18 protein-coding genes are annotated in these 18,597 nt (G+C 70.0%); 8 read left to right on the forward strand and 10 right to left on the reverse strand.

All coding sequences use genetic code 11. The annotated features are described in order from the left end of the window. Positions 1–205 precede the first annotated feature (205 nt). Entirely contained in the window at positions 206–1,642 is a 1,437-nt protein-coding gene (locus AB0I18_RS36565) for a carboxylesterase family protein (protein ID WP_363109999.1), read from the forward strand. A gap of 209 nt (positions 1,643–1,851) precedes the next feature. On the opposite strand, the gene AB0I18_RS36570 is transcribed toward AB0I18_RS36565, so the two are convergent. The 3 genes from AB0I18_RS36570 to AB0I18_RS36580 form a co-directional block, all read right to left on the reverse strand. Further along, entirely contained in the window at positions 1,852–3,315 is a 1,464-nt protein-coding gene (locus AB0I18_RS36570; protein WP_363110000.1) for an aminotransferase class I/II-fold pyridoxal phosphate-dependent enzyme, read from the reverse strand. Between the two features lie 56 nt (positions 3,316–3,371). Further along, on the reverse strand, positions 3,372–3,572 hold the full coding sequence (locus AB0I18_RS36575) for a hypothetical protein (protein WP_363110001.1): 201 nt from the start codon (positions 3,570–3,572) through the stop codon (positions 3,372–3,374). Positions 3,573–3,944: 372 nt separating this feature from the next. Continuing rightward, the gene (locus AB0I18_RS36580) at positions 3,945–4,118 is read right to left on the reverse strand and encodes a CsbD family protein (protein WP_363110002.1); all 174 of its coding nucleotides are present in this window, start codon (positions 4,116–4,118) and stop codon (positions 3,945–3,947) included. Positions 4,119–4,338: 220 nt separating this feature from the next. On the opposite strand from AB0I18_RS36580, the gene AB0I18_RS36585 reads away from it, so the two are divergent. Further along, the gene (locus AB0I18_RS36585) at positions 4,339–4,713 is read left to right on the forward strand and encodes an ANTAR domain-containing protein (protein WP_363110003.1); all 375 of its coding nucleotides are present in this window, start codon (positions 4,339–4,341) and stop codon (positions 4,711–4,713) included. 186 nt (positions 4,714–4,899) lie between these two features. Here AB0I18_RS36585 and AB0I18_RS36590 read toward each other — a convergent pair whose 3' ends face one another. Then, positions 4,900–5,697, reverse strand: coding sequence for an RNA polymerase sigma factor SigF (locus AB0I18_RS36590; RefSeq protein ID WP_363110004.1), 798 nt, complete (start codon positions 5,695–5,697; stop codon positions 4,900–4,902). A 380-nt stretch (positions 5,698–6,077) separates the two neighbouring features. Here AB0I18_RS36590 and AB0I18_RS36595 point away from each other — a divergent pair, with 380 nt between their 5' ends. The 3 genes from AB0I18_RS36595 (at position 6,078) to AB0I18_RS36605 (ending at position 7,684) form a co-directional block, all read left to right on the forward strand. Further along, complete coding sequence (locus AB0I18_RS36595; RefSeq protein WP_363110005.1) at positions 6,078–6,248, forward strand: hydrophobic protein; 171 nt, start codon at positions 6,078–6,080, stop codon at positions 6,246–6,248. Positions 6,249–6,360: 112 nt separating this feature from the next. After that, on the forward strand, positions 6,361–6,990 hold the full coding sequence (locus tag AB0I18_RS36600) for an NUDIX domain-containing protein (RefSeq protein ID WP_363110006.1): 630 nt from the start codon (positions 6,361–6,363) through the stop codon (positions 6,988–6,990). Between the two features lie 67 nt (positions 6,991–7,057). Further along, the gene (locus AB0I18_RS36605) at positions 7,058–7,684 is read left to right on the forward strand and encodes an alpha-ketoglutarate-dependent dioxygenase AlkB (RefSeq protein ID WP_363110007.1); all 627 of its coding nucleotides are present in this window, start codon (positions 7,058–7,060) and stop codon (positions 7,682–7,684) included. 46 nt (positions 7,685–7,730) lie between these two features. Here the strand turns inward: AB0I18_RS36605 and AB0I18_RS36610 are convergent, their stop codons facing one another. Both AB0I18_RS36610 and AB0I18_RS36615 read right to left on the reverse strand, forming a co-directional pair. Then, on the reverse strand, positions 7,731–8,129 hold the full coding sequence (locus AB0I18_RS36610) for a DUF6114 domain-containing protein (protein ID WP_363110008.1): 399 nt from the start codon (positions 8,127–8,129) through the stop codon (positions 7,731–7,733). Continuing rightward, positions 8,129–8,824, reverse strand: coding sequence for a DUF6230 family protein (locus AB0I18_RS36615; protein WP_363110019.1), 696 nt, complete (start codon positions 8,822–8,824; stop codon positions 8,129–8,131). The genes AB0I18_RS36610 and AB0I18_RS36615 overlap by 1 nt, the downstream gene beginning before the upstream one ends. Before the next feature lie 645 nt (positions 8,825–9,469). On the opposite strand from AB0I18_RS36615, the gene AB0I18_RS36620 reads away from it, so the two are divergent. Beyond that, on the forward strand, positions 9,470–10,135 hold the full coding sequence (locus AB0I18_RS36620; RefSeq protein ID WP_363110009.1) for a Tat pathway signal sequence domain protein: 666 nt from the start codon (positions 9,470–9,472) through the stop codon (positions 10,133–10,135). 85 nt (positions 10,136–10,220) lie between these two features. Here AB0I18_RS36620 and chvE read toward each other — a convergent pair whose 3' ends face one another. The 4 genes from chvE to AB0I18_RS36640 form a co-directional block, all read right to left on the reverse strand. Next, entirely contained in the window at positions 10,221–11,312 is a 1,092-nt protein-coding gene (gene chvE / locus AB0I18_RS36625; RefSeq protein ID WP_363110010.1) for a multiple monosaccharide ABC transporter substrate-binding protein, read from the reverse strand. Positions 11,313–11,874: 562 nt separating this feature from the next. Further along, positions 11,875–12,666, reverse strand: coding sequence for an aminoglycoside adenylyltransferase family protein (locus tag AB0I18_RS36630; protein WP_363110011.1), 792 nt, complete (start codon positions 12,664–12,666; stop codon positions 11,875–11,877). Positions 12,667–12,715: 49 nt separating this feature from the next. After that, positions 12,716–15,922, reverse strand: a complete 3,207-nt coding sequence (locus AB0I18_RS36635; RefSeq protein WP_363110012.1) for an amidohydrolase family protein — start codon at positions 15,920–15,922, stop codon at positions 12,716–12,718. Positions 15,923–16,001: 79 nt separating this feature from the next. After that, entirely contained in the window at positions 16,002–17,204 is a 1,203-nt protein-coding gene (locus AB0I18_RS36640; protein ID WP_363110013.1) for an FAD-dependent monooxygenase, read from the reverse strand. Positions 17,205–17,370: 166 nt separating this feature from the next. Between AB0I18_RS36640 and AB0I18_RS36645 the strand changes: the two genes are divergently transcribed. Beyond that, complete coding sequence (locus tag AB0I18_RS36645; protein ID WP_363110014.1) at positions 17,371–17,646, forward strand: YkvA family protein; 276 nt, start codon at positions 17,371–17,373, stop codon at positions 17,644–17,646. Between the two features lie 59 nt (positions 17,647–17,705). Then, the gene (locus AB0I18_RS36650) at positions 17,706–18,452 is read left to right on the forward strand and encodes an MBL fold metallo-hydrolase (protein ID WP_363110015.1); all 747 of its coding nucleotides are present in this window, start codon (positions 17,706–17,708) and stop codon (positions 18,450–18,452) included. The last annotated feature ends 145 nt before the right edge of the window (positions 18,453–18,597 follow it).

Genomic DNA, 18,597 nt, shown 5'->3' on the forward strand with positions numbered 1-18,597 from the left:
ATGTGCGGCGGCGGCCCAACAGGCAGAAGTTCATGGTCTGCACCGAGATCCTGTTTCCGAAGTGTCACCTGGTGACCACCGCGTGACCGCTGTCCGCCCGGCGATTTACCGGAGTCCAGGCAATGCTTGGAGAGCGTCACCGCGAGCGATCAGCCGCCGACGCGCCGCGCGAAACACCGAACCGCACCGGAAGGAATCTCACGCCATGACCGCGACCGCGCCCAAGGCTCCGACTGCACCAGGGGTGCGGTCCTGGTGGGGAATCCCGTACGCCACCGCCGAGCGTTACCGCCGCCCCGTGGTCGCCGGTTTCGACCCGGACCGCCCCTATGACCGCAAGGGCGTCGCCCCCGTCCAGCCCGACAGCGGCGACTGGCTCGAAGCGGACAGCGGGACGGGCGAGGACTGCCTGAACCTGAACGTGTGGGCTCCCGAGCAGCCGGCCGGGAGGGCGCTTCCGGTGGCCGTGTACGTCCATGGCGGCGGATTCGAGTTCGGCGCGAACACGCAGACCACCTCGAACGCCGCCGGTCTCGCCGCGACGGGACGCGTGGTGAGCGTGTCGGTCAACTACCGGCTCGGCGCACTGGGTGCGCTCTCGCTGTCGCAGTACGGCGGGCGGCTCGCCGAGGCCAGCAACCTCGGCTTGCAGGACGTCATTGCCGCGCTCACCTGGGTCAAGCAGAACATCGCCCACTTCGGTGGCGACCCCGATGACGTCACCGTCTTCGGCCACAGCGCCGGCGCCTACTCCACCCTCGGGCTGCTCGGGGCCTCCTCCGCGGACGGCCTGTACCGGCGACTGGCCGGGTTCTCCGGCGCGCCCTCGCGTCTCGTCCCGGCCTGGTGGGCCGAGGAGCTCGCGGAGCGGTTCGTCACCGAACTCGGTGTCTCGGGCAACCCCGACAAGCTGATCGATCTCGACGCGGCCTCCCTGGTGGCCGCCCTGCACAAGGTCTGCCCGACGGATCTCGGAGTCCGCGGCGGGATGGACAACCGGAGCGTCGGCGTCGTCCTGGACGCCGAACAGCCCGGCGGGGTGCTGCACGCCCACCCGCTGGAGGTCCTGGCCTCGGGCTCGCACCGGGACATCGACGTCCTTCTGAGCACGGTCAGTGACGAGATGGGCTGGTGGGTGGCGAACGACCTCGCCCGGTTCGACCCGCACGCCGTCGATCGCGTCACCGACGAAGTCGCGGGGTGGCGCATTCCCCGCTCCCGGGCCAAGAGGATCGTCGATACCTACGACCAGGGCGGCCGCACCCCTGCCGAGGTCCGCGCCGCGCTCCTGACGGACTACATTTTCACGCTCCCCGCCGCTCGCGGTGCTCTGGCCCACGCCGCCGCGGGCGGCAACGCCCATCTCCTCGCGATCGGGCCCGCCGAGGGTGCGCCCGCCGTGCACGGCACCGAGATGTACGCCCTGGTCGGCCAGGAACAGCCGGGCCGCAGCCCCGAACAGGCCGGCCGTGACACACGTATCCGCGACATCGTGCTCGACTTCGTCACCGGCGGGCAGACCCGCCTGTGGCCCGCCGTCACGGACCGGCCCACCTCGGGAAGTGTCGGCACCCCTCCCCACGAGCCCAGCGCCCACTACCAGGCGGTCCTCGACCTGTTCGAGAACATCGCCCGCCCCTGACGGTCACCGGCCGATCCGGAACAGCGCAGCAGGGGGCGAACAGAGTAGGTGTTGGCATGCTGCGTCATCCGCGATTCCTCGGGCCGCGCGACGACGAGAAGGCGCGAGAGATCATCCGTGAGCGGCCTGCCGCCGCGCGAGCGGACTCTGCCGCGATCAGCCGCGAACATCCCCAGAAAACCGAGAACCGAGAACGTCCCTGAGGGGACTCACCTGCGGACACGGATCGTGCGCAATTCCGGGTCGGACGCGTCCGGCAGGTTCATGCCGCCGTCCAGACCGGTCCGCAGGTAGCGCAGGACGGGCTCGGTGAGCCGTTCGCCGGGCAGCACCGCCGGGATACCCGGTGGGTACGGAGTGATCATCTCGGTCGAGACACGGCCGGCCGCCCGGTCCAGCGGTAGAGGCTCGGACGGGCCGAAGTAGGCGTCGCGGGGCCGGCAGGCCTGCTCCAGCCGCATGTCCTCCCCGCTCGGAACCTCGATGTCCGGCAGCCCCGCCGAGAGTTCCCCGGCGTGCTCCGCGAGGTCGCGCAGGGCGGCGAGCAGCGGGTCCGTGGTGGCCGGCGAGTCGGCGTGGGTGAGCTGGGCGCTGATGCGCCGGTGGTCGGCCAGGTGCACGTCGAGCCGGTGCTCCCGGCGCAGCCAGTCGGCGGCACGGTAGCCGCTCGTGCCGAGACCCCTGACGTCGATGACCACGGGCAGCGGGTCGAAGTCGACGGACAGGCCGGGCCCCACGAGGTCGTGGTGCCCGAGGACGTGCAGGCCGGGGATCTCGTCGATGGCGGAGCGGACCTGTTCGGCGAGGCGCAGTACGTCGTCCAGCAGGCTCTTGCCGTTCAGGGCCATCTGCCGGCGCCAGGCATCGAGTCCCGCGTAGATGAGGACCGACGGGCTGGTGGTGTCGAACAGGTCGGCGCGCGAGCGCAGGGTCGTCACCTCGATCAGGGAGCCCTGCAGGTGGAAGACGGAGCCCTGCTCCAGTCCGCTGCCCATCTTGTGGATGCTGGTCACGCAGACGTCCGCACCCGCGTCCATCGCCCAGGACGGGAGGTCCGGGTGGAACGGCAGATGGGCGCCCCAGGCCTCGTCGACGACGAGGGGGATCCCGTGCCCGTGGCAGAGTTCCGCGATCTCGTCGAGGGCGGCGCAACTCCCGTACGGGGTGGGGCTGGTGACCAGGGCTCCCCTGGCGTCGGGGTGGCGGGTGAGCGCCTCCTCGAAGGCCGCCGGTCCTGGTGGGTGGGCGATGCGCTGTTCCGGGTCCCATTGGGGGTCGACCCAGACGGGCTCGGTCCCGGAGAGGATCAGGCCGGAGATCACCGACTTGTGGGCGTCACGTCCCACCACGAGCTTCTCGTTCGGGCCTGCCACGGCGAGCATCGCCGCCTTGACGGACAGGGAACTGCCGCAGGTGGAGAAGAACGTGTGCTCGGCGTGCACGGCGTCCGCCATCAGCCGCTCGGCACGCACCAGTACGTCTGAGCCGGTACGGCGGTCGTCCAGCCCTCCGGACGCGAGCAGGTCGGAGTGGTAGACGGCGTCCCCGAGCGTTTTCCTGGCCTCGGGGTCAGCGCCGCGTGCCTGCTTGTGGCCGGGCGGCGTGAAGGCGAGTTCGCCCCGCTCGTGGTAGCGCCGCAGGGCGTCGAGTACGGGCGCTTGCGTGTGGTCCACGGGGAATGCCCTCCCTTCGGCGGCGGGATTGTGCCTGAGGTCGATGGCCGTGACGTCTAGCCGGACTGGTCGCCTTCGACGACGTCCTTGTTCGCCTGGCGACTCGGGGTGATCGGATCGCCCGCCCCGCCGCCTCGCCCCCGCGTGGTGTCCGTGTCGTCCTCGTGGCCCTGCTCCTTGACTTCCTCCAGGACCTCTTCGGTCGCGGTGCGGGTCGGCTTCTTGCGCCTGAGCGGGCGCCGCAGAATCTTGCGCATGCGGCGGCGAGTACCCCGGTCCGTCCGTATGCAGTCAGACCCGCTCGGCGCCGCGGCCGTCCGGCGGCCGGGTGGGTGGGCGCCGTGGGGAGGTAGGGCGGATTACTGAGGACCAGGTCGCCCGCAGGGCGTTGAGTCGTGCGGTGACGGCCGGCCGGCCCGCGGGACACACGTCGTCGGAGCACCAAGTGCTCCTTGCCTTCAGCGCGTCGAGTTCCCTGCGGCTCCTCATCCGCACCTCGTCCGATCCCGTCCGTCACGGGCGGCGAAGGACACAGAGGTCACCGAGGGCGCGGCAGAACGCCCCCGGCGTCCGTACACGGGCTGGGCCCGGCACGGCCGTTCGGGGGCGTCCCGCACGAGTGGGCCGGTCTACCGGCCGGACTTCTTCATCCGCTCGGCGGCCTTCGCGGAGAGTTCCTGGGCCTTGCCCGTCATCTGTTCGCCCCGGCCTTCGGCCTCCATGGACGTGTCGTCCATGGCCCTGCCGGTGGTCTCCTTCATCTTGCCCTTCATCTGCTTGGCCTTGCCCTTTGCCTTACCCATGGTTTTCCGTCCTTCGTGGGGGTTGGACTGGCATATCCACCCTGCGCCCCCGCCACCGACCTCGCAATCCGTACACGTTTCGACACAGTGCGTCACTGCCGTTTTTCTTGGTACGCCTCCGCACTGGCACACGCCCGACCGAGTGACGAGGATGGAAGCAGACACGCACCGACGGGACAACAGGCAGAGCCCCGCCGCCCCCCGCGCCCTGGAGGGGACGATGACCTCAGAGACCCACTCGGGAACCTACGAACCAGGCGGCCCGCCGCAGCCGACGGTGCCGGAAGAAGACGTGTCCAAGGTCGTCGAGTTGCAGGAGGAGATCAACCAGCTGAAGGAAGCCGTGACCTCGCATGCCGTGGTGGACCAGGCGATCGGCATGATGGTCGCGATGGGGCGGGTGACACCCGACCAGGGCTGGACCGTACTGCGGGACGTCTCCCAGCACACGAACATCAAACTGCGGAATATCGCCGAGCTGATCATTATCTGGGGCCAGAAAGGCGATCTCCCACCCGATATCCGGGCCACTTTGGAAGATGCTCTTGACCGGTACGGGCCCACATTCCTTCCGGATGATTCTCTGCCACCCTGAGGGGCGGAAGGTGTTTTGTTCGGCCCGCACAGGTTAGTTCGGACAGTGGCGGCGCACTGGCAAACCGCTCCCGGGAGGGTTCGGCAGTGAGCTCGCCGCCCGCCGCCCGGCCGGGGAAGACCCGCGACGGGCGGCTGGGTCTGTCGGCGCGGCCCCCAGCCCGGTGCGGCCGCCGCGGGTCGGCTGTCAGGCGGCCTTGTCTTCGAGCGTCTGCTCCCGCAGCTTGGCGCAGCAGCCGCTGAGCAGCCGGGACACGTGCATCTGCGAGATGCCGAGTTCCTGCGCGATACAACTCTGGGTCATACCGCGGAAGAAGCGCAGGTAGAGGATGGTCCTCTCACGCTCCGGCAGCGCCCCCAGACAGGGCTTCACGGCCTCGCGGTCGACGATCAGATCGAAGCCGGGGTCCTGTTCGCCCAGGGAGTCCCCGAGCGCGTAGCCGTCGTCACTGCCGGGCAGTTCGGCGTCCAGGGACAGGGCGCTGAAACTGTCGAGCGCCTCGAATCCGGCTCGTACATCGTCCTCGCTCATCTGCGCGTACGCGGCGATCTCGGCGATGGTGGGCCGACGTCCCGGGGTCGTCTGCGACAGGTCCTTCACCGCGGAGCGCACCCGGTTGCGCAGGTCCTGGACTCGGCGCGGCACGTGCAGGACCCACATGTGGTCGCGGAAGTGGCGTTTGATCTCACCGGTGATGGTCGGGATGGCGTAGCTCTCGAAGGCGTGGCCACGGTCGGCGTCGAAGCGGTCGACCGCTTTGACCAGACCGAGGGCCGCGACCTGGCAGAGGTCCTCGACGGACTCGCCCCGCCCTCGGTACCGCATGGCGATGCGGTTCGCCATGGGCAGCCAGGCCTGGACCAGTTCGTCACGCAGTGCTCGGCGTTCGGGCCCCTCGGGCAGGGCGGCGAGCCGTTCGAAGTCCGCGGCCGTGTCGGGGGCGTCGTCGTGCGGATGTTGCTTCGTTCTGACGGCGATTCGCATGGTGCGTCGCATCTCCCTCAGAGGGTCCTGAAGGGACAGTCACCGTGGGAGGGCGCGCATACGGATCGCTCGGAACACACCCGTCGACCTGGCGAACCAGCTCCCACGGACGTGCCTCCTGTCCGAAGCACTGATAGAGAAATTTCCCGCCTTCGGGCGTTTAAAACGGTTCGCCGCATTCCGTGACGCCTCGCGATCGACCGGTAATGACGTGTGACGGCACTTCGGGCAGGACGTTGACTCCATTCCCAGGAGATCGCCGAGCACGAACGCCGAGAACGCTGAGAACGCCGAAAATGAATTCGTCACGCAGAGCTCCGCGCGGATTCGCCGTGTAAGGCCAGGATTCGGGGAACTCGGCCTCTCAGGAGGTGGAGGTCATGGTCCCCATCCTGTTGGTTCTGCTACTGGCCCTGATTCTCTTCGGGGCGGGATTCGCGGTGGAGGTCCTCTGGTGGATCGCCCTCGCCGTGCTCGTCGTCTGGTTGCTCGGCTTCCTGATGCGCGGCCCGACGGCCATGGGAGGCAGGTCACGTTGGTACAGGTGGTGAGTTGACCCCCTGCCGGACCGGCCCCTGGACACGCCGTTTCCGGGGGCCGTAGCCCTGAACAGGCACAGCAGCCCGGGACCCCGGTGTCGTACCTGCCTGACACGATGCGCGGGTGACTTCATCTCGCAGCGGGTCAGCAGACCACGGCAGCCGACCGGACGACCACCGCGAGCCTTTTCGCGCCCGGTTGAGCCACCTGCTGGAGCACGTCGAACCCTGGGACGAGCTGGAGCAGAGCCATCTGAGGACCGCCGCCGAGTGGATCGCCAGTGGTGCGCCGCTGTGCCGGACCCGCAAGCCCGACGTCCCCCCGATGCACCTCGTCGCCTACTTCGTCGTCCTCGACGAGAGACACGGGCGCCTGCTGCTGGTCGCGCATCGCAAGGCCGGTCTGTGGCTGCCCACCGGTGGCCACGTGGAACCGGGCGAAGACCCGTGGGCCACCGTCGTCCGCGAGTGCGACGAGGAACTGCGCATCCCCGCGGTCGCGGCCGCCGTGGCAGGAGAGCGGCCCTTCTTCCTCACCGTCACGCGGACCCGAGGGGAGGGCGAGCACACCGACGTCTCCCTCTGGTACGTCCTCAGCTCCGACACCGCCGACGTCACCTCCTACGACGAGGAGGAGTTCACCGAGATCCGGTGGCTGACCCCGGAGGAGATCCTCGCCGAGCCACCGACCTCACTGGACCCGCACATGCACCGCTTCACCCGTAAGTTGACGCGGGGAGCGTGGCGCGAGTGAAGGTGCCTCGGGCCAGGTCACGGACCTAGATAGCACACGTATTCGAATATGCGAGTACCCTGGCCCCATGTCCACGCACCTCCAGGGGTCGCTCTTCGACCAGAGCGACGAGACCCGTCTCGGCACACTCGACGGGCTGCACCGGACCGTGCTCGGTGACGGGGCGTGGATCGATCTGCTGCCGGGGTGGCTGACCGGGGCCGACGCGCTGTTCGCGCGGCTCGCCGCCGACGTTCCCTGGCGGGCCGAACGACGCCAGATGTACGAGCACACGGTGGACGTACCGCGCCTGCTCGCGTTCTACCGGGCTAACGACGCGCTGCCGCACCCCGTACTGGACGAGGCGCGGGATGCCCTGTCCGCGCACTACGCCGACGAGTTGGGGGAACCGTTCACCACGGCCGGGCTCTGCCACTACCGGGACGGGCGGGACAGTGTGGCCTGGCACGGGGACCGGACCGGCCGGGGCGCGCGGGAGGACACGATGGTCGCCATCCTCTCCGTAGGCGCTCCGCGCGACCTGCTCCTGCGGCCCCGGAACGGCGGCGCCGCCGTTCGCAGACCGCTCGGGCACGGCGACCTGATCGTGATGGGCGGCTCCTGCCAGCGCACCTGGGAACACGCGATCCCCAAGACCGCGCGGGCGGCCGGCCCCCGGATCAGCGTCCAGTTCCGGCCGCACGGCGTGCAGTGACCGCAGGGGTACCGCCGGCCACGGCCCCCTGCGGTCGGGCCACGCACTACGACTGCTGCTGAGCCGGGGTCCGGCCGCGGCGCCACCGCGGACGGCTCCGGCGCGGTTCCTGGTTCGGCAGCCAGCCGAAGGCGAGGCAGCTGCCGACGACGCCGAGGAAGAGCCCGACCAGGAAACCTCCCAGGTTCGAGGTGAGCCAGGTGCCCAGCGAGAGCAGGACGCCGCAGATCGAGTAGAAGAGGCGTTGGGCGGGGTTGAAGAGGATCAGCAGACCGCAGATCAGCATCAGTGCGGGCAGGAGATAGCCGGCCAGGCCCTGCATGCCGATGTGCATGACGACCTTCAGCGACGCCTTCTCCGTGAGGAGGATCTCCGCCCCGCCCAGGGCGAGCAGCAGCCCGCCCCAGAACGGACGGCCGGCCCGCCACCGCCGGAAGGCGGCCATCAGCAGCCCTGGTCGCTGAAGCGGAGCTTCAGGCCGGGGAGTTTGAACACCGCCGCCGTGGTGGCGTAGTTGATCTGCCGGAGGTTGGCGATGTGAACGGTGTCGGCCTGCTGGCTGAAGACGCCCTTCGGGCCCTGGACACCGGCCTTGTCGAGCGTGCTGGCGTCGTTCCCGATCTCGATGTTGTCGAAGGACGCGTCGCCGGAGAGCTCGGTGGAATCGGTGGTCAGGTTCGTCGCGGACACCTTCTGGGCGCCCTGGCCCGCGGTGATGAGCAGGTTGGTGCCGCCGAGGTCGACGCTCTGGCAGAGCTTGGTGAGGGTCGCCTTCTTGATCGCGGAGACCACCACCAGGACCTGGCCTCCCGTGTCGCCCTCGTTGGGGCTGCCCGCGGCCATCTGGTCGAGGCCGCCGAACTGCTCGAAGCCCTCACCGTCGAGGTTCGTCGCGGTGACCGTGAAGGGCATTCCGGAGATCGCGAACTGCACACCCAGGGCCCCCTGAGCGGTGAGGATCATGAGTCCCGCCGCGATCACGGTGGCAGGCACCGCCATCACCGCGGCGCGGCGCAGGCGGACCCGCCCACGTCTGTCGGCGGGGACTTCGGAGCTCTCTGCGGTGGAACCGCTTTCCGATCCGCTGGACGGATCGGGGGTGGAACCGGCGGACGAGGTGGCGTCCGAGGACGAGGCCATTTCTGCTCCCAAAGGCATGATCAGCGCGAGGTAGGGCTTCAGTGGCACGTTGTCCTGGCGCGGACAGCGGCTGCGGCGCACGCCTCCTCGTACCTCCCGGCGAGCACAAGGGCTTTCTGGTTACGCCGCAGTAGCCGCCGTGGAAGTTACCCCCGGTAATCAGCGAGGGTCAAGAGCCTTGTGGAAATACGAAGTTGGAAATGTGACGGACCCGTGGAGGGCTGTCCCGGACGGAGCCGACCGGCCGTCCCGGTGACCCGTTCATCGTCAACTTCCTTACTACGTCTTGACGTTGAACAACCCTCAGGTTTACAACTCTCCCAGGTTACGCAGGGATCCGTGGCGCCGGATCCGCCCTGCGGCGCACGTCGACACCCGGGCTCCATCCCGTCACACGGCCGGCAGACCAGCTGCACGGTCGGCAGACCACACGTGCGATCCGCATCCACCCCTCATGGCACCGGCACGGCCGCTTCCCCTCCTGGGCCGCGCCCGGCTGCCCCACCCGGCCCCGCGCCGGAGGCCGTCCCTCGACGCCTCCGGCCGGTCGGCCGACAGCCACCACCGGTCCGCCTCGTACGGAGAAGGCGCGGCGGACCGGTGGCGGCCCCCTCGCACGCCCCCACTCCAGAATGAGGCACCCGCATGCGTACTCGGACTTCCCTTGCCCTGGCCGCCGCCGTCACCGCCCTCGCCCTCTCGGCGGCGGGCCCGGCCTCGGCCGCCGACGGCACGGTCCTGACCACCGGCGGCGCCGGCGGAACGGCCGTCGCGACCGGCGACGTCCTCAGCGCCTCGCTGGCCACCGGCACCAACGCCACGCTCTACTCCAGCAGCACCGGAACGAGCGGCGTCTCCTGCGCGTCGTCGACCTTCGTGGCAAGTGTCGTCGACAACCCGGCCGCGCCCGGCACCGCCACCGAGTCCGTCACCAGCCACACCTTCGACAGCACCAGTTGCTCCAGCAACGTCGTCGGTGTACTCGGGGTCACTCGCATCACGGTCGACAACCTGCCCTACACCACCGCCGTGACCTCCGAGGGCGGCGTCACCATCACCCCGGCCGACGGCTCGACCATCCAGACAACCGTCGTACTGCGTACGCTCCTGGGCAGCATCACCTGCGTCTACCGGGCGCCCAGCCTGTCCGGCACGGCCGACAACACCGACAACAGCATCTCGTTCGCCAAGCAGCAGTTCACGAAGTTCTCCGGTTCGTCGCTGTGCTTCGCCAACGGCTACTTCACCGCCAAGTACGCCCCGGTCCAGAACACGAGCCAGGAAGGCAGCCCCACCGTCTTCGTCAACTGACGCCGGCCCACGCCGGCCGAACAAGGAGCGCGCGGGGCGGGAGACCACTCCCGCCCCGCGCGCTCGCCCCGGCTCAGTCCAGGCCTCAGTCCAGGTCGCTCTTCTTGAGGTAGCCCGAGTCGACGAGGACCGACTTGTAGTTGCCCTTGTCGACGCTCACCGGCTCCAGAAGGTACGCGGGAACGACCTTCTTCCCGTTGTTGTACGTTCTGGTGTCGTTGATCACCGGCTTCTTGTCGTGGACCACCGAGTTGACCATGTAGGCGGTGACCAGCGCCAGCTCACGGGTGTCCTTGTACACGGTCTGGGACTGCTCGTTGTCGATGATCGACTTGATCGAGGGCACTTCGGCGTCCTGGCCGGTGATGACGGGCAGAGGCTTGCCCGGCTCGCCGTAGCCGTGGTCCTTCAGCGCGTTGATGATGCCGATCGACATTCCGTCGTACGGCGAGAGCACCGCGTCGATGTTCTCGTTCGCGTAGTGCTCGTCGAGCAGCTTGTTCATGCGCTTCTCCGCCGTGGGCCCGTCCCAGCGCGGGGTGGTCATCACGTCCATTTCGGTCTCCCCGGATCTCACGATCAGGTCGCCGTTCTGGATGTACGGCTCCAGGACTTCCATCGAGGCGTCGTAGAAGAACTTCGTGTTGTTGTCGTCGGGGGAGCCCGCGAACAGTTCGACGGTGAACGGGCCCTTGCCGGTGCCGTTGACGAGTCCCAGGTCCTCGACGAGGAAGTCGGCCTGCTGCCGGCCGACCTTCACGTTGTCGAAGGTGGCGTAGTAGTCGACGTCGGAGCTGCCCAGTATCAGCCGGTCGTACGAGATCACGGGAATGTCGGCGTCCTCCGCCTTGCCCAGGACATCGTTGAACGCACGCCCGTCGACGGATGCGATGACCAGGGCGTCGACACCTTGGGAGATCATCGCCTCCACCTGCGCGACCTGGGCCTTGGGGTCGTTGTCGGCGTACTTCAGGGTGGTGGTGTAACCGAATCCCTTGAGTTCGTCGACCATGTTCTGACCATCGTTGATCCACCGCTGCGACACCTTGGTGGGCATGGCGATGCCAATGGACGCGGCCTCTCCGCCACTGCCCGCGTCGGAACTCTCACCGCATGCGGTGAGAGAGGCTGACAGGACCGCGGAAATGGCCGCAGCTACGGTGGTGCGGGCGCGCATGCTCATCGTTCCTCACTGGGTGGCAGGCAGTCGACGGGACTGGGCTTCCGCCTGAGCGCCGAGCGGCTGAAGGCCGTCGTCCGCTCCCGGCCGGACCGGCAGGTCGTGACGCGTCCGCAGCGCACGGTTCCAGGGCGGGGTCCCGTTGGTGCGTTCTATGGGTGTCAGCGCCGAGATCGTGCCGAGGCCGCGTGACAGGGATTCGGGGCGCCGTACCGGAAGAAGCCGCACAGCTCGTACGTACCGGTGGCGGACGCCAAAGTTGGCCGGGGCCCGGTGCGGGAAGCCTTCCGGGATCGGCTGGGCTCACCGGGTCTCGGTGAGGGGGTGGAGCGTCAGACCGGACGGTATGTCTCTCGCGATGGGGCACCGTTGAACCCGCACACGAGCAGGCCGGGGTGTCCGGCCCCCACGGGCGCGGCATCGAACGTGGGGTGCCGGGCAGCGTATACCGGTGCGTGGCCCCTGTGGCCCTCTTTCGTCACATTAGTTGCGACGACGCACGATCCGTGATCTCGATACCGCGCGGGGCGTGGTTCATTTCTGGACAATTTCCCTTCAATTACCCGCGTAGTCCGGCTAGTTGCTCGATCGCGCGGACAACGTGATCCGCATGTGCGCGGACGTCCGGCATCAGTCCACCCCAGGACTCCCTCTCGCCCCCGAGATAGGCGGCCCGCGCACGGGCCAGTACGGGCCGATGCCGGGCCGGAAGACGGTCCAGCACCCACGCGGCCGCCCCGTCCTTCGAGGTCACGGTCCCGGTCGCGAGGGTCGTCCAGATGCGGGCGAGGGTCAGCAGGACGTTGCGGGTGTCCGATTCGAGGTCGGCGAGCAGCTCCGGCACACCGGCGACGATCGCGCGCCGGAGGTCCTCGTGCGGCACGGGGTCGAGGACCTCCGCGGGAGGCGGGCCGACCAGTGGGGCGTCTCCGAGGAGCACCATCGTGATCAACGGCGCGAGATCGGGCGTGGGCGACGGTGCGGGCACCATGTCGCGTTCGAACTCGTCGCGCAGCCACTCGCCGTAGAGGAGTTCGCAGCGCGGCGGGTACCGCCAGGGCCTGACCTCGTCCTGGGCGACGACGGTCAGTTCGACGGGGCGGGCCGGTGGCCCGGTCCTGGCGCCGTCGCCGGAGACCCGGAGCAGCCCTTGGACGAGGGCCCGCCGCTCGTGCTCCGTCGTGCGTCGCCGCGCGACGACGAACAGGTCGAGGTCACTGCTCGGCCGCAGACCGCCGAGGACGGCGGAGCCGTGCAGGTAGACGCCGACAACCTCCGTGCCGAGTACCTCGCGCACCAGGTGAAGGACATGCTGGGTCTGGGTCTGGGACTGGGACTGGCGGTCACTCACGGGCCGGACAGTAACAACCCGTCCCGCCCGTGAGCAGGGCGCCACCGTCTCAGATCCCCGAGTCGCAGCACCCGTCGCGCCGCATCAGCCGCCCCACGTCCAGCCACTCCTCCTCGTCGCCCGCCGCGCGTCGCGCGGTGGGCTCGTACGCGGCCACGAGGTCGTCGGTCGTGTACGGCACCCCGCCGCGGAGCACGGACACCGTCCGTACAAGGGTGTCGAAGTCCGTGAACGGGTCGCCGTCGACCACCGTCAGGTCGGCGAGCCTGCCCGGCTCGACCGTGCCGAGGTGGTCGTCCACGCCGAAGAGGCGGGCGGGCAGGACGGTCGCGGTGCGCAGGGCGGCCGCCGGGGACAGGCCGCCCCGGTGCAGCGCGCGCAGGCCGAGGTGGAGGGAGAGTCCGACGGGGACGAGCGGCTGGTCGGTGCCGAGGGCGACGAGGCCGCCCGCGGCCAGGATCCGCCGGTAGATGTCGGTCTCCGTGCGCAGGGTGGCGAGTTGGGCCGCGGTCGGGGGCACGCCCGCCGACTGCCGGACCGCCGCGGCGTCCCACGGTGGCATCACGGCGGTGACCCGGGGGTCGTCGGCGAGCCCGGGGTCCGCGCCGAGCAGCGGCGCTGACGTGAACGGCGTGGCGATGAGACCGAAGTTCACGCCTCGCGCGGTGTAGATCTCCAGCACGTCCTGGTAGGCACGCCCGGACGCGGTCACCGCGTGCCCGAACTCGCCGCGCTGGGTGGCCTGCAGATGGGTCGTCAGGTCTTGTCCCAGTTGCACGCCGGGCGAGAGCAGATGGCCGCCGGACCGCACGCCGAGCCGCTCGTGGGCGAACCGCGCGGCCTCCTCCATCACCCAACTCGGCGCCCGCACATAGGTTTTGACGAAGTCCCAGTCGAGCGCCGCGCCCCGCTCCAGCGAGCGCCGCAGCCCGTCCCTGGTCCGGTGGGCGCGTCCCATGCTGTACGCGACCCGGGACCCGTCGAGCAGTTCGCCGGTGGTCAGCAGCCGGGGCCCGACCAGCTGACCAGCCGTCACCGCCTCCCGGATCCGGGCCTGTTCGTAGGCGAACCCGCCGAGGGAGACGGCGGTGGTGATGCCGTAGGTGAGCTGGCCGACGGTCTGGCGGCCGCCGTAGGTGACCTGCCACGGGTGGGTGTGCGTGTCCCACAGTCCGGGCACGACGGTCCGCTCCGAGGCGTCGATCCGGCGCAGCGCCCCGCGCCGCCGGTGCGGTTCGACGGCCGCGACGCGTCCGCCGCGTACGACGATGTCGACGTCCTCCCGTACCGACTCGCCGGTGCCGTCCCACAGTTGACCGGCGTGCACCACGGTGTCGGCGGGGACGGGTCTGCGCTGGTCGAGTGGGACGCGGACGGTACGGGCCGGTCCGCCGTCACCATCCCCGTCGATGTCGATGAGGCGCAGCCGGGTGCCGGACAGGTACAGCAGGGTTTTCGAGTCGCCGGACCAGGAGGGGTGGTCGGCCGGTTCGGTGGTGAGGGTGCGCAGGGCTCCTCGTGGGGTGCCGTCGGGTGTGACGGGCAACAGACAGAGCGCGGACTCGACGATCACCGCCATCCAGCGGCCGTCGGGCGACCAGACGGGACCGGAGTCGTAGCGGTCGGCGAGGGACAGGTGCGGGCCGACGGCGTGCAGCCGGTCGGCGCCGGTGGTGGTGTCGACGACCCGGACGAGGTTGTAGCCCTCTCGGAAGCGGAGGTTGAGGCGGTTGCGGTCGCACAGTGCCAGGTAGCGGCCGTCGGGTGACCAGCTGGGCCGGCCGGGCAGTCCGCCCGCGCCGAGCGGGGTCGCGAGCACCCGTTCCGTACCTGCCGCCAGGTCGCGGACGACGAGCCGTCCGGTCATGTCGAGGCAGGCGAGCCGTGTCCCGTCCGGCGAGAGCGCCGGATGCACCCGTCCCCCGGTCGCGAGTACGGTCTCCTCCCCTGTGGCCAGATCTCGCCGGTGGACGCCGAGCAGTCCGTCGCGGTCGTCGGCGTACAGCAGCGACCGTCCGTCGCGCGCCCACGCGGGTCCGAGCAGATAACGGGTGGGGTCCGAACGGCGCAGCCGCTCCGGCGCCCGGCCACCCGAACTGTCCGCCAGCCAGAGCGAGTTGAGCGCGGCGAAGGCGATGCTCCGGCCGTCGGGCGAGAGTGCGGGCAGATGGATGCCCCGCACCGGGCGCGCCCGCCCCTCCCCCAGGTCGTACTCCTTGACCCGGTAGCGCGGCCGCGTCACGGGCAGTACGCCCTCGAAGGGGACCGTCTCCGGCTCCGCCGGCCGCTCCGGCCGCACGAGGGTGAAGCGGCCGTCCACGGTGAGCAGCAGTTCACCCTCCGGCGTCCAGCGGGGCGGCACGGGTGCGATGTCTCCGGCGACCGCGACGGGTTCGCCGTCGACGACGAGCGTGCAGGAGCCGTTGGGTGCCGCGGTGGTCCGCAGATACGCCAGGCGCCGGCCGTCCGGTGCGAGAGCGGGGGTCATGACCTGGGCGGCCGTGGTCTCGGTGTGCACCACGACCACCGGACCCTTGCCCTCTACGGGGGCGGCGGCGATGGTCCGTGACTCGAGTCCGAGGCCGGTGGAGGTGGTGACGCCTTTGGCCCGCACGAACAGGATCCGTCCGCCGTCCGGTGACCAGGTGGGGTCGAAGTCCTCCCACGCCCCGTCCTGCAAGGGGCCTTCCTGATCCGGGAGGCCGGTGACACGGGTGACGTCGCCGGTGCTCAGGTCCAGCACATGGATGCGGTACGGGCTGCCGGTCACCGGATCGCCGCCGCGCTCGGAGGCGAAGGCGATACGGGTGCCGTCGGGCGACCAGGCTGGGCCGCGGTCGTCCCAGGGACCGTCGGTGCGCTGCCGTACGTCCGAGCCGTCGGACCGCATCGTCCATACGTGGAAGCCGCCGCCCCGGTACGCGCAGAAGGCGATGAGCTTGCCGTCCGGGGCGTACACCGGCCGGTTCGGTTCGAGGCCCGCCGCGGTCAGGGGGACGGTCTCGCCACCCGTGCGCGGGAGCGACCACAGGACGTTCTGGATCTCGGCGATCAGCCGGTCCCCGCCGGGGGCGAGGGCCGCCGAGCCGTTGGTGGCCGCCGTGAAGGACAGCGACAGTTCGGTGCGCGGCCGCGCCACGGCAGGTGCGACACCTACGGCGGTGACGGCACCGGCGGCGCCCGCGGCCGCGAGGAGTTGACGACGGGAGAGGGGGACGGGGAGGGGAAGGGCGGCGTTGCTCCGTTCACGGTCCATGACCCAGCACGCTCGCGTATCTCCAAGCACATGGGCAACACCACCATTCACGCCAAACGGGTCGGTTGTTGACGAAGCGTCACCCTCTCTTCGCGTGCAGGGTCCGCGCCACCTTCGGCCCCAGCCATCGCTTGAGCCGGCGCAGCGTTTCGAGCTGTCCGGCCGCCCGGTCGATCCGGTAGTAGAGCTGCGGCGGAACGTACGGGAGCAGCGGGGAGTGCCGCTGGCCGAGGAGCGCGAACATCCGGTCCGGTGGGAGTCCGATGTAGCGCGGCAGGTCCTCGTACCACTGGGCGCTGTGGCGGGCCGCGCTCTGTACGGCGAGGAGGTCGGCCTTGCGTTCCTTCTCGTACGCGGCGAGGGCGGGGGCGAGTTGGGGCTGTGCGTACAGTGCGTCCGCCAGGGCGATGGCGTCCTCCAGGGCGAGGGTGGTGCCCGCGCCGATGGAGTAGTGCGTGGTGTGGGCGGCGTCGCCGAGCAGGACGACGTTGCCGTGGGACCAGGTGCGGTTGGTGAGGGTACGGAAGTTCAGCCACTGCGCGCCGCCGCCGGTGTTCGCTCGGCCGATCAGGCCGTGCCCGTCCAGCAGCTTCACGAACAGCCCTTCGAGGAGGGCGAGCCCTGTCGCCTCGTCCGCGCGGTCGAGGCCGAGGCCGGTCCACGTCTGTGGGGAGCACTCGACGACACAGGTGCTGTGCTCCCCGCTGAACCCGTAGGCGTAGCACCAGATCCAGCCGTGCGGTGTCTCCACGAAGGCGAAGGTGAACGCGTCGAAGACCTTGGTGGTGCCCAGCCAGATGTATTTGTTCCGGCCCAGGGCGACCTCGGTGCCGAAGTGGCCGGCGTGCCGCTCGCGCACCCCGCTGTGGACGCCGTCGCCGGCGACGACAAGATCGGCGTCGGGCAGTGGATCCCCGTCGGCGATCTCGTGCTCGAACTCGACGTGCACGCCCAGGGAGCGGGCCCGCTCGGCGAGGAGGTCCAGCAGTTGTCGGCGGCCGATGCCATAACCCTCGTCGCCGTGGTGAGTTGTCGTACGGTCACCGATGTGGGCGACCCCGTCACTCCAGCGGACCGAACTCTCCTTGACTACGCGCGCCGACTCGGGGTCGCCCGCCTGGAGTTTGTCGAGCAGACTCCCCCAGTACGTCACCCCCCATCCGTAGGTCGAACCGGCCGGGTTCCGCTCGTGGACGGTGATGTCGTGGTCCGGGTCCTGACGCTTCATCAGGATGGAGAAGTACAGGCCGGCGGGCCCGCCGCCGACACAGGCGATCTTCACGCGCGTACCCCACTGTTCGCTCAAGGTGATCAACCGACAGCACAGGGTAGGTGTCCGGTGAGAGGCATTCCGGCGCATCGCGCCGCGTGTCGGACCGGCTCCGCGGTGCGGGCGGGGCGAACCTGGGCATACGAACAGGAGCAATGGGCGAGGCGAGGATGGGCTCATGGATACCAGCGTGTGGATTCTCGTTCTCGGCATCGCGGTTCTGCTGGCAGCGGCCCTCGCGGTGGCGGTCACCCTCACGGTCCGGCTGGTCCGCACCCGGCGCGACCTCCGCCGGGCCGGTCTGCCCACCGGCCCCCGCTGGGTCTTCTGGGGAGCCGTCGCCTATCTCGTGCTGCCGACCGACGTACTGCCCGACCCCGCCTATTTCGACGACATCGCCGTACTGCTGCTGGCCCTGAAGTCGATGCGCGCTTCGGCCGACCCACTGCGCTGACACGGCAGTTGATCTGCTTGGCTGTATCCGTCGGGGGCCTCACTAGGTTCGGGACGATCATGCGGGCCAACATTCATCAAGTCGCCGACGGCATCCATCTGGTGCACGGCAGCAACACCAACTGGGTGATCCTCAGCGACGGGGACGCCGTCACCCTCGTCGACACCGGCTACCCCGGAGACCGGGACAAGGTCCTCGAATCCCTTGCCGTCGTGGGCAGTTCGCCGGAGGCGGTCACGGCCGTGCTCATCACGCACGCCCACAACGACCACCTGGGCTCGGCCGAGTACCTCAGCCGTACGTACGGGACACCGGTCTACGCCCACGAGGAGGAAGTCCCGCACGCGCGCCGGGACTTCCTCCACCAGGTGACCATCGGAAAGATCCTGCGGAACGCCTGGCGGCCCGGCGTGGTGCCCTGGGCCGTGCACGCGCTCCGCTCCGGCGGCACCGACCACATTCCAGTCGCCGACCCGCGGCCCTTCCCGGGCGAAGGGCCTCTCGACCTGCCCGGTCACCCCGTGCCCGTGCACACCCCCGGCCACACGGCGGGCCACTGCGCCTTCCACCTGCCGAAGGCGGGGGTCGTGATATCAGGCGACGGACTGGTCAGCGGCCACCCCATCTCACGCCTGGCGGGACCGCAGCTGCTGCCCGACATGTTCCACCGGGAGCGCAGCGGCGCGATCGCCTCACTGGACACCTTCGAGGAGCTCTCCGGCGACGTCCTGCTGCCCGGGCATGGGCCCGTGCACCGCGGTTCCGTGCGCGAGGCCGCCCGGCGGGCGCGGGAGAAGGCAGCCTGACTGAATGTGCCGGGTCGGTGGGACTCGGTGCCGCAGCCGACGAACGGTAGCCGCCGAGGCTGCGGGCCGTCCGTGGCTTGTTCCTCGGCTCGGCGGTCACCAACGACGGGGACGGGAAAGCGGGGTTCGCCGCGCCGGGCGTCGC

Origin of the sequence: Streptomyces sp. NPDC050704 (assembly GCF_040654355.1) — a bacterium.
GTDB lineage: Bacteria > Actinomycetota > Actinomycetes > Streptomycetales > Streptomycetaceae > Streptomyces.

Excerpts from the sequence above, each read along its gene's own strand:
- AB0I18_RS36620 (WP_363110009.1), top strand. The coding sequence starts at position 9,470 with ATGCGTACTCGGACTTCCCTTGCCCTGGCCGCCGCCGTCACCGCCCTC.
- AB0I18_RS36645 (WP_363110014.1), top strand. The coding sequence starts at position 17,371 with ATGGATACCAGCGTGTGGATTCTCGTTCTCGGCATCGCGGTTCTGCTG.
- AB0I18_RS36605 (WP_363110007.1), top strand. The coding sequence starts at position 7,058 with ATGTCCACGCACCTCCAGGGGTCGCTCTTCGACCAGAGCGACGAGACC.
- AB0I18_RS36590 (WP_363110004.1), bottom strand. The coding sequence starts at position 5,697 with ATGCGAATCGCCGTCAGAACGAAGCAACATCCGCACGACGACGCCCCC.
- AB0I18_RS36615 (WP_363110019.1), bottom strand. The coding sequence starts at position 8,824 with ATGGCCTCGTCCTCGGACGCCACCTCGTCCGCCGGTTCCACCCCCGAT.
- AB0I18_RS36610 (WP_363110008.1), bottom strand. The coding sequence starts at position 8,129 with ATGGCCGCCTTCCGGCGGTGGCGGGCCGGCCGTCCGTTCTGGGGCGGG.
- AB0I18_RS36650 (WP_363110015.1), top strand. The coding sequence starts at position 17,706 with ATGCGGGCCAACATTCATCAAGTCGCCGACGGCATCCATCTGGTGCAC.
- AB0I18_RS36635 (WP_363110012.1), bottom strand. The coding sequence starts at position 15,922 with ATGGACCGTGAACGGAGCAACGCCGCCCTTCCCCTCCCCGTCCCCCTC.
- AB0I18_RS36580 (WP_363110002.1), bottom strand. The coding sequence starts at position 4,118 with ATGGGTAAGGCAAAGGGCAAGGCCAAGCAGATGAAGGGCAAGATGAAG.
- chvE (WP_363110010.1), bottom strand. The coding sequence starts at position 11,312 with ATGCGCGCCCGCACCACCGTAGCTGCGGCCATTTCCGCGGTCCTGTCA.
- AB0I18_RS36595 (WP_363110005.1), top strand. The coding sequence starts at position 6,078 with ATGGTCCCCATCCTGTTGGTTCTGCTACTGGCCCTGATTCTCTTCGGG.
- AB0I18_RS36575 (WP_363110001.1), bottom strand. The coding sequence starts at position 3,572 with ATGCGCAAGATTCTGCGGCGCCCGCTCAGGCGCAAGAAGCCGACCCGC.
- AB0I18_RS36585 (WP_363110003.1), top strand. The coding sequence starts at position 4,339 with ATGACCTCAGAGACCCACTCGGGAACCTACGAACCAGGCGGCCCGCCG.
- AB0I18_RS36565 (WP_363109999.1), top strand. The coding sequence starts at position 206 with ATGACCGCGACCGCGCCCAAGGCTCCGACTGCACCAGGGGTGCGGTCC.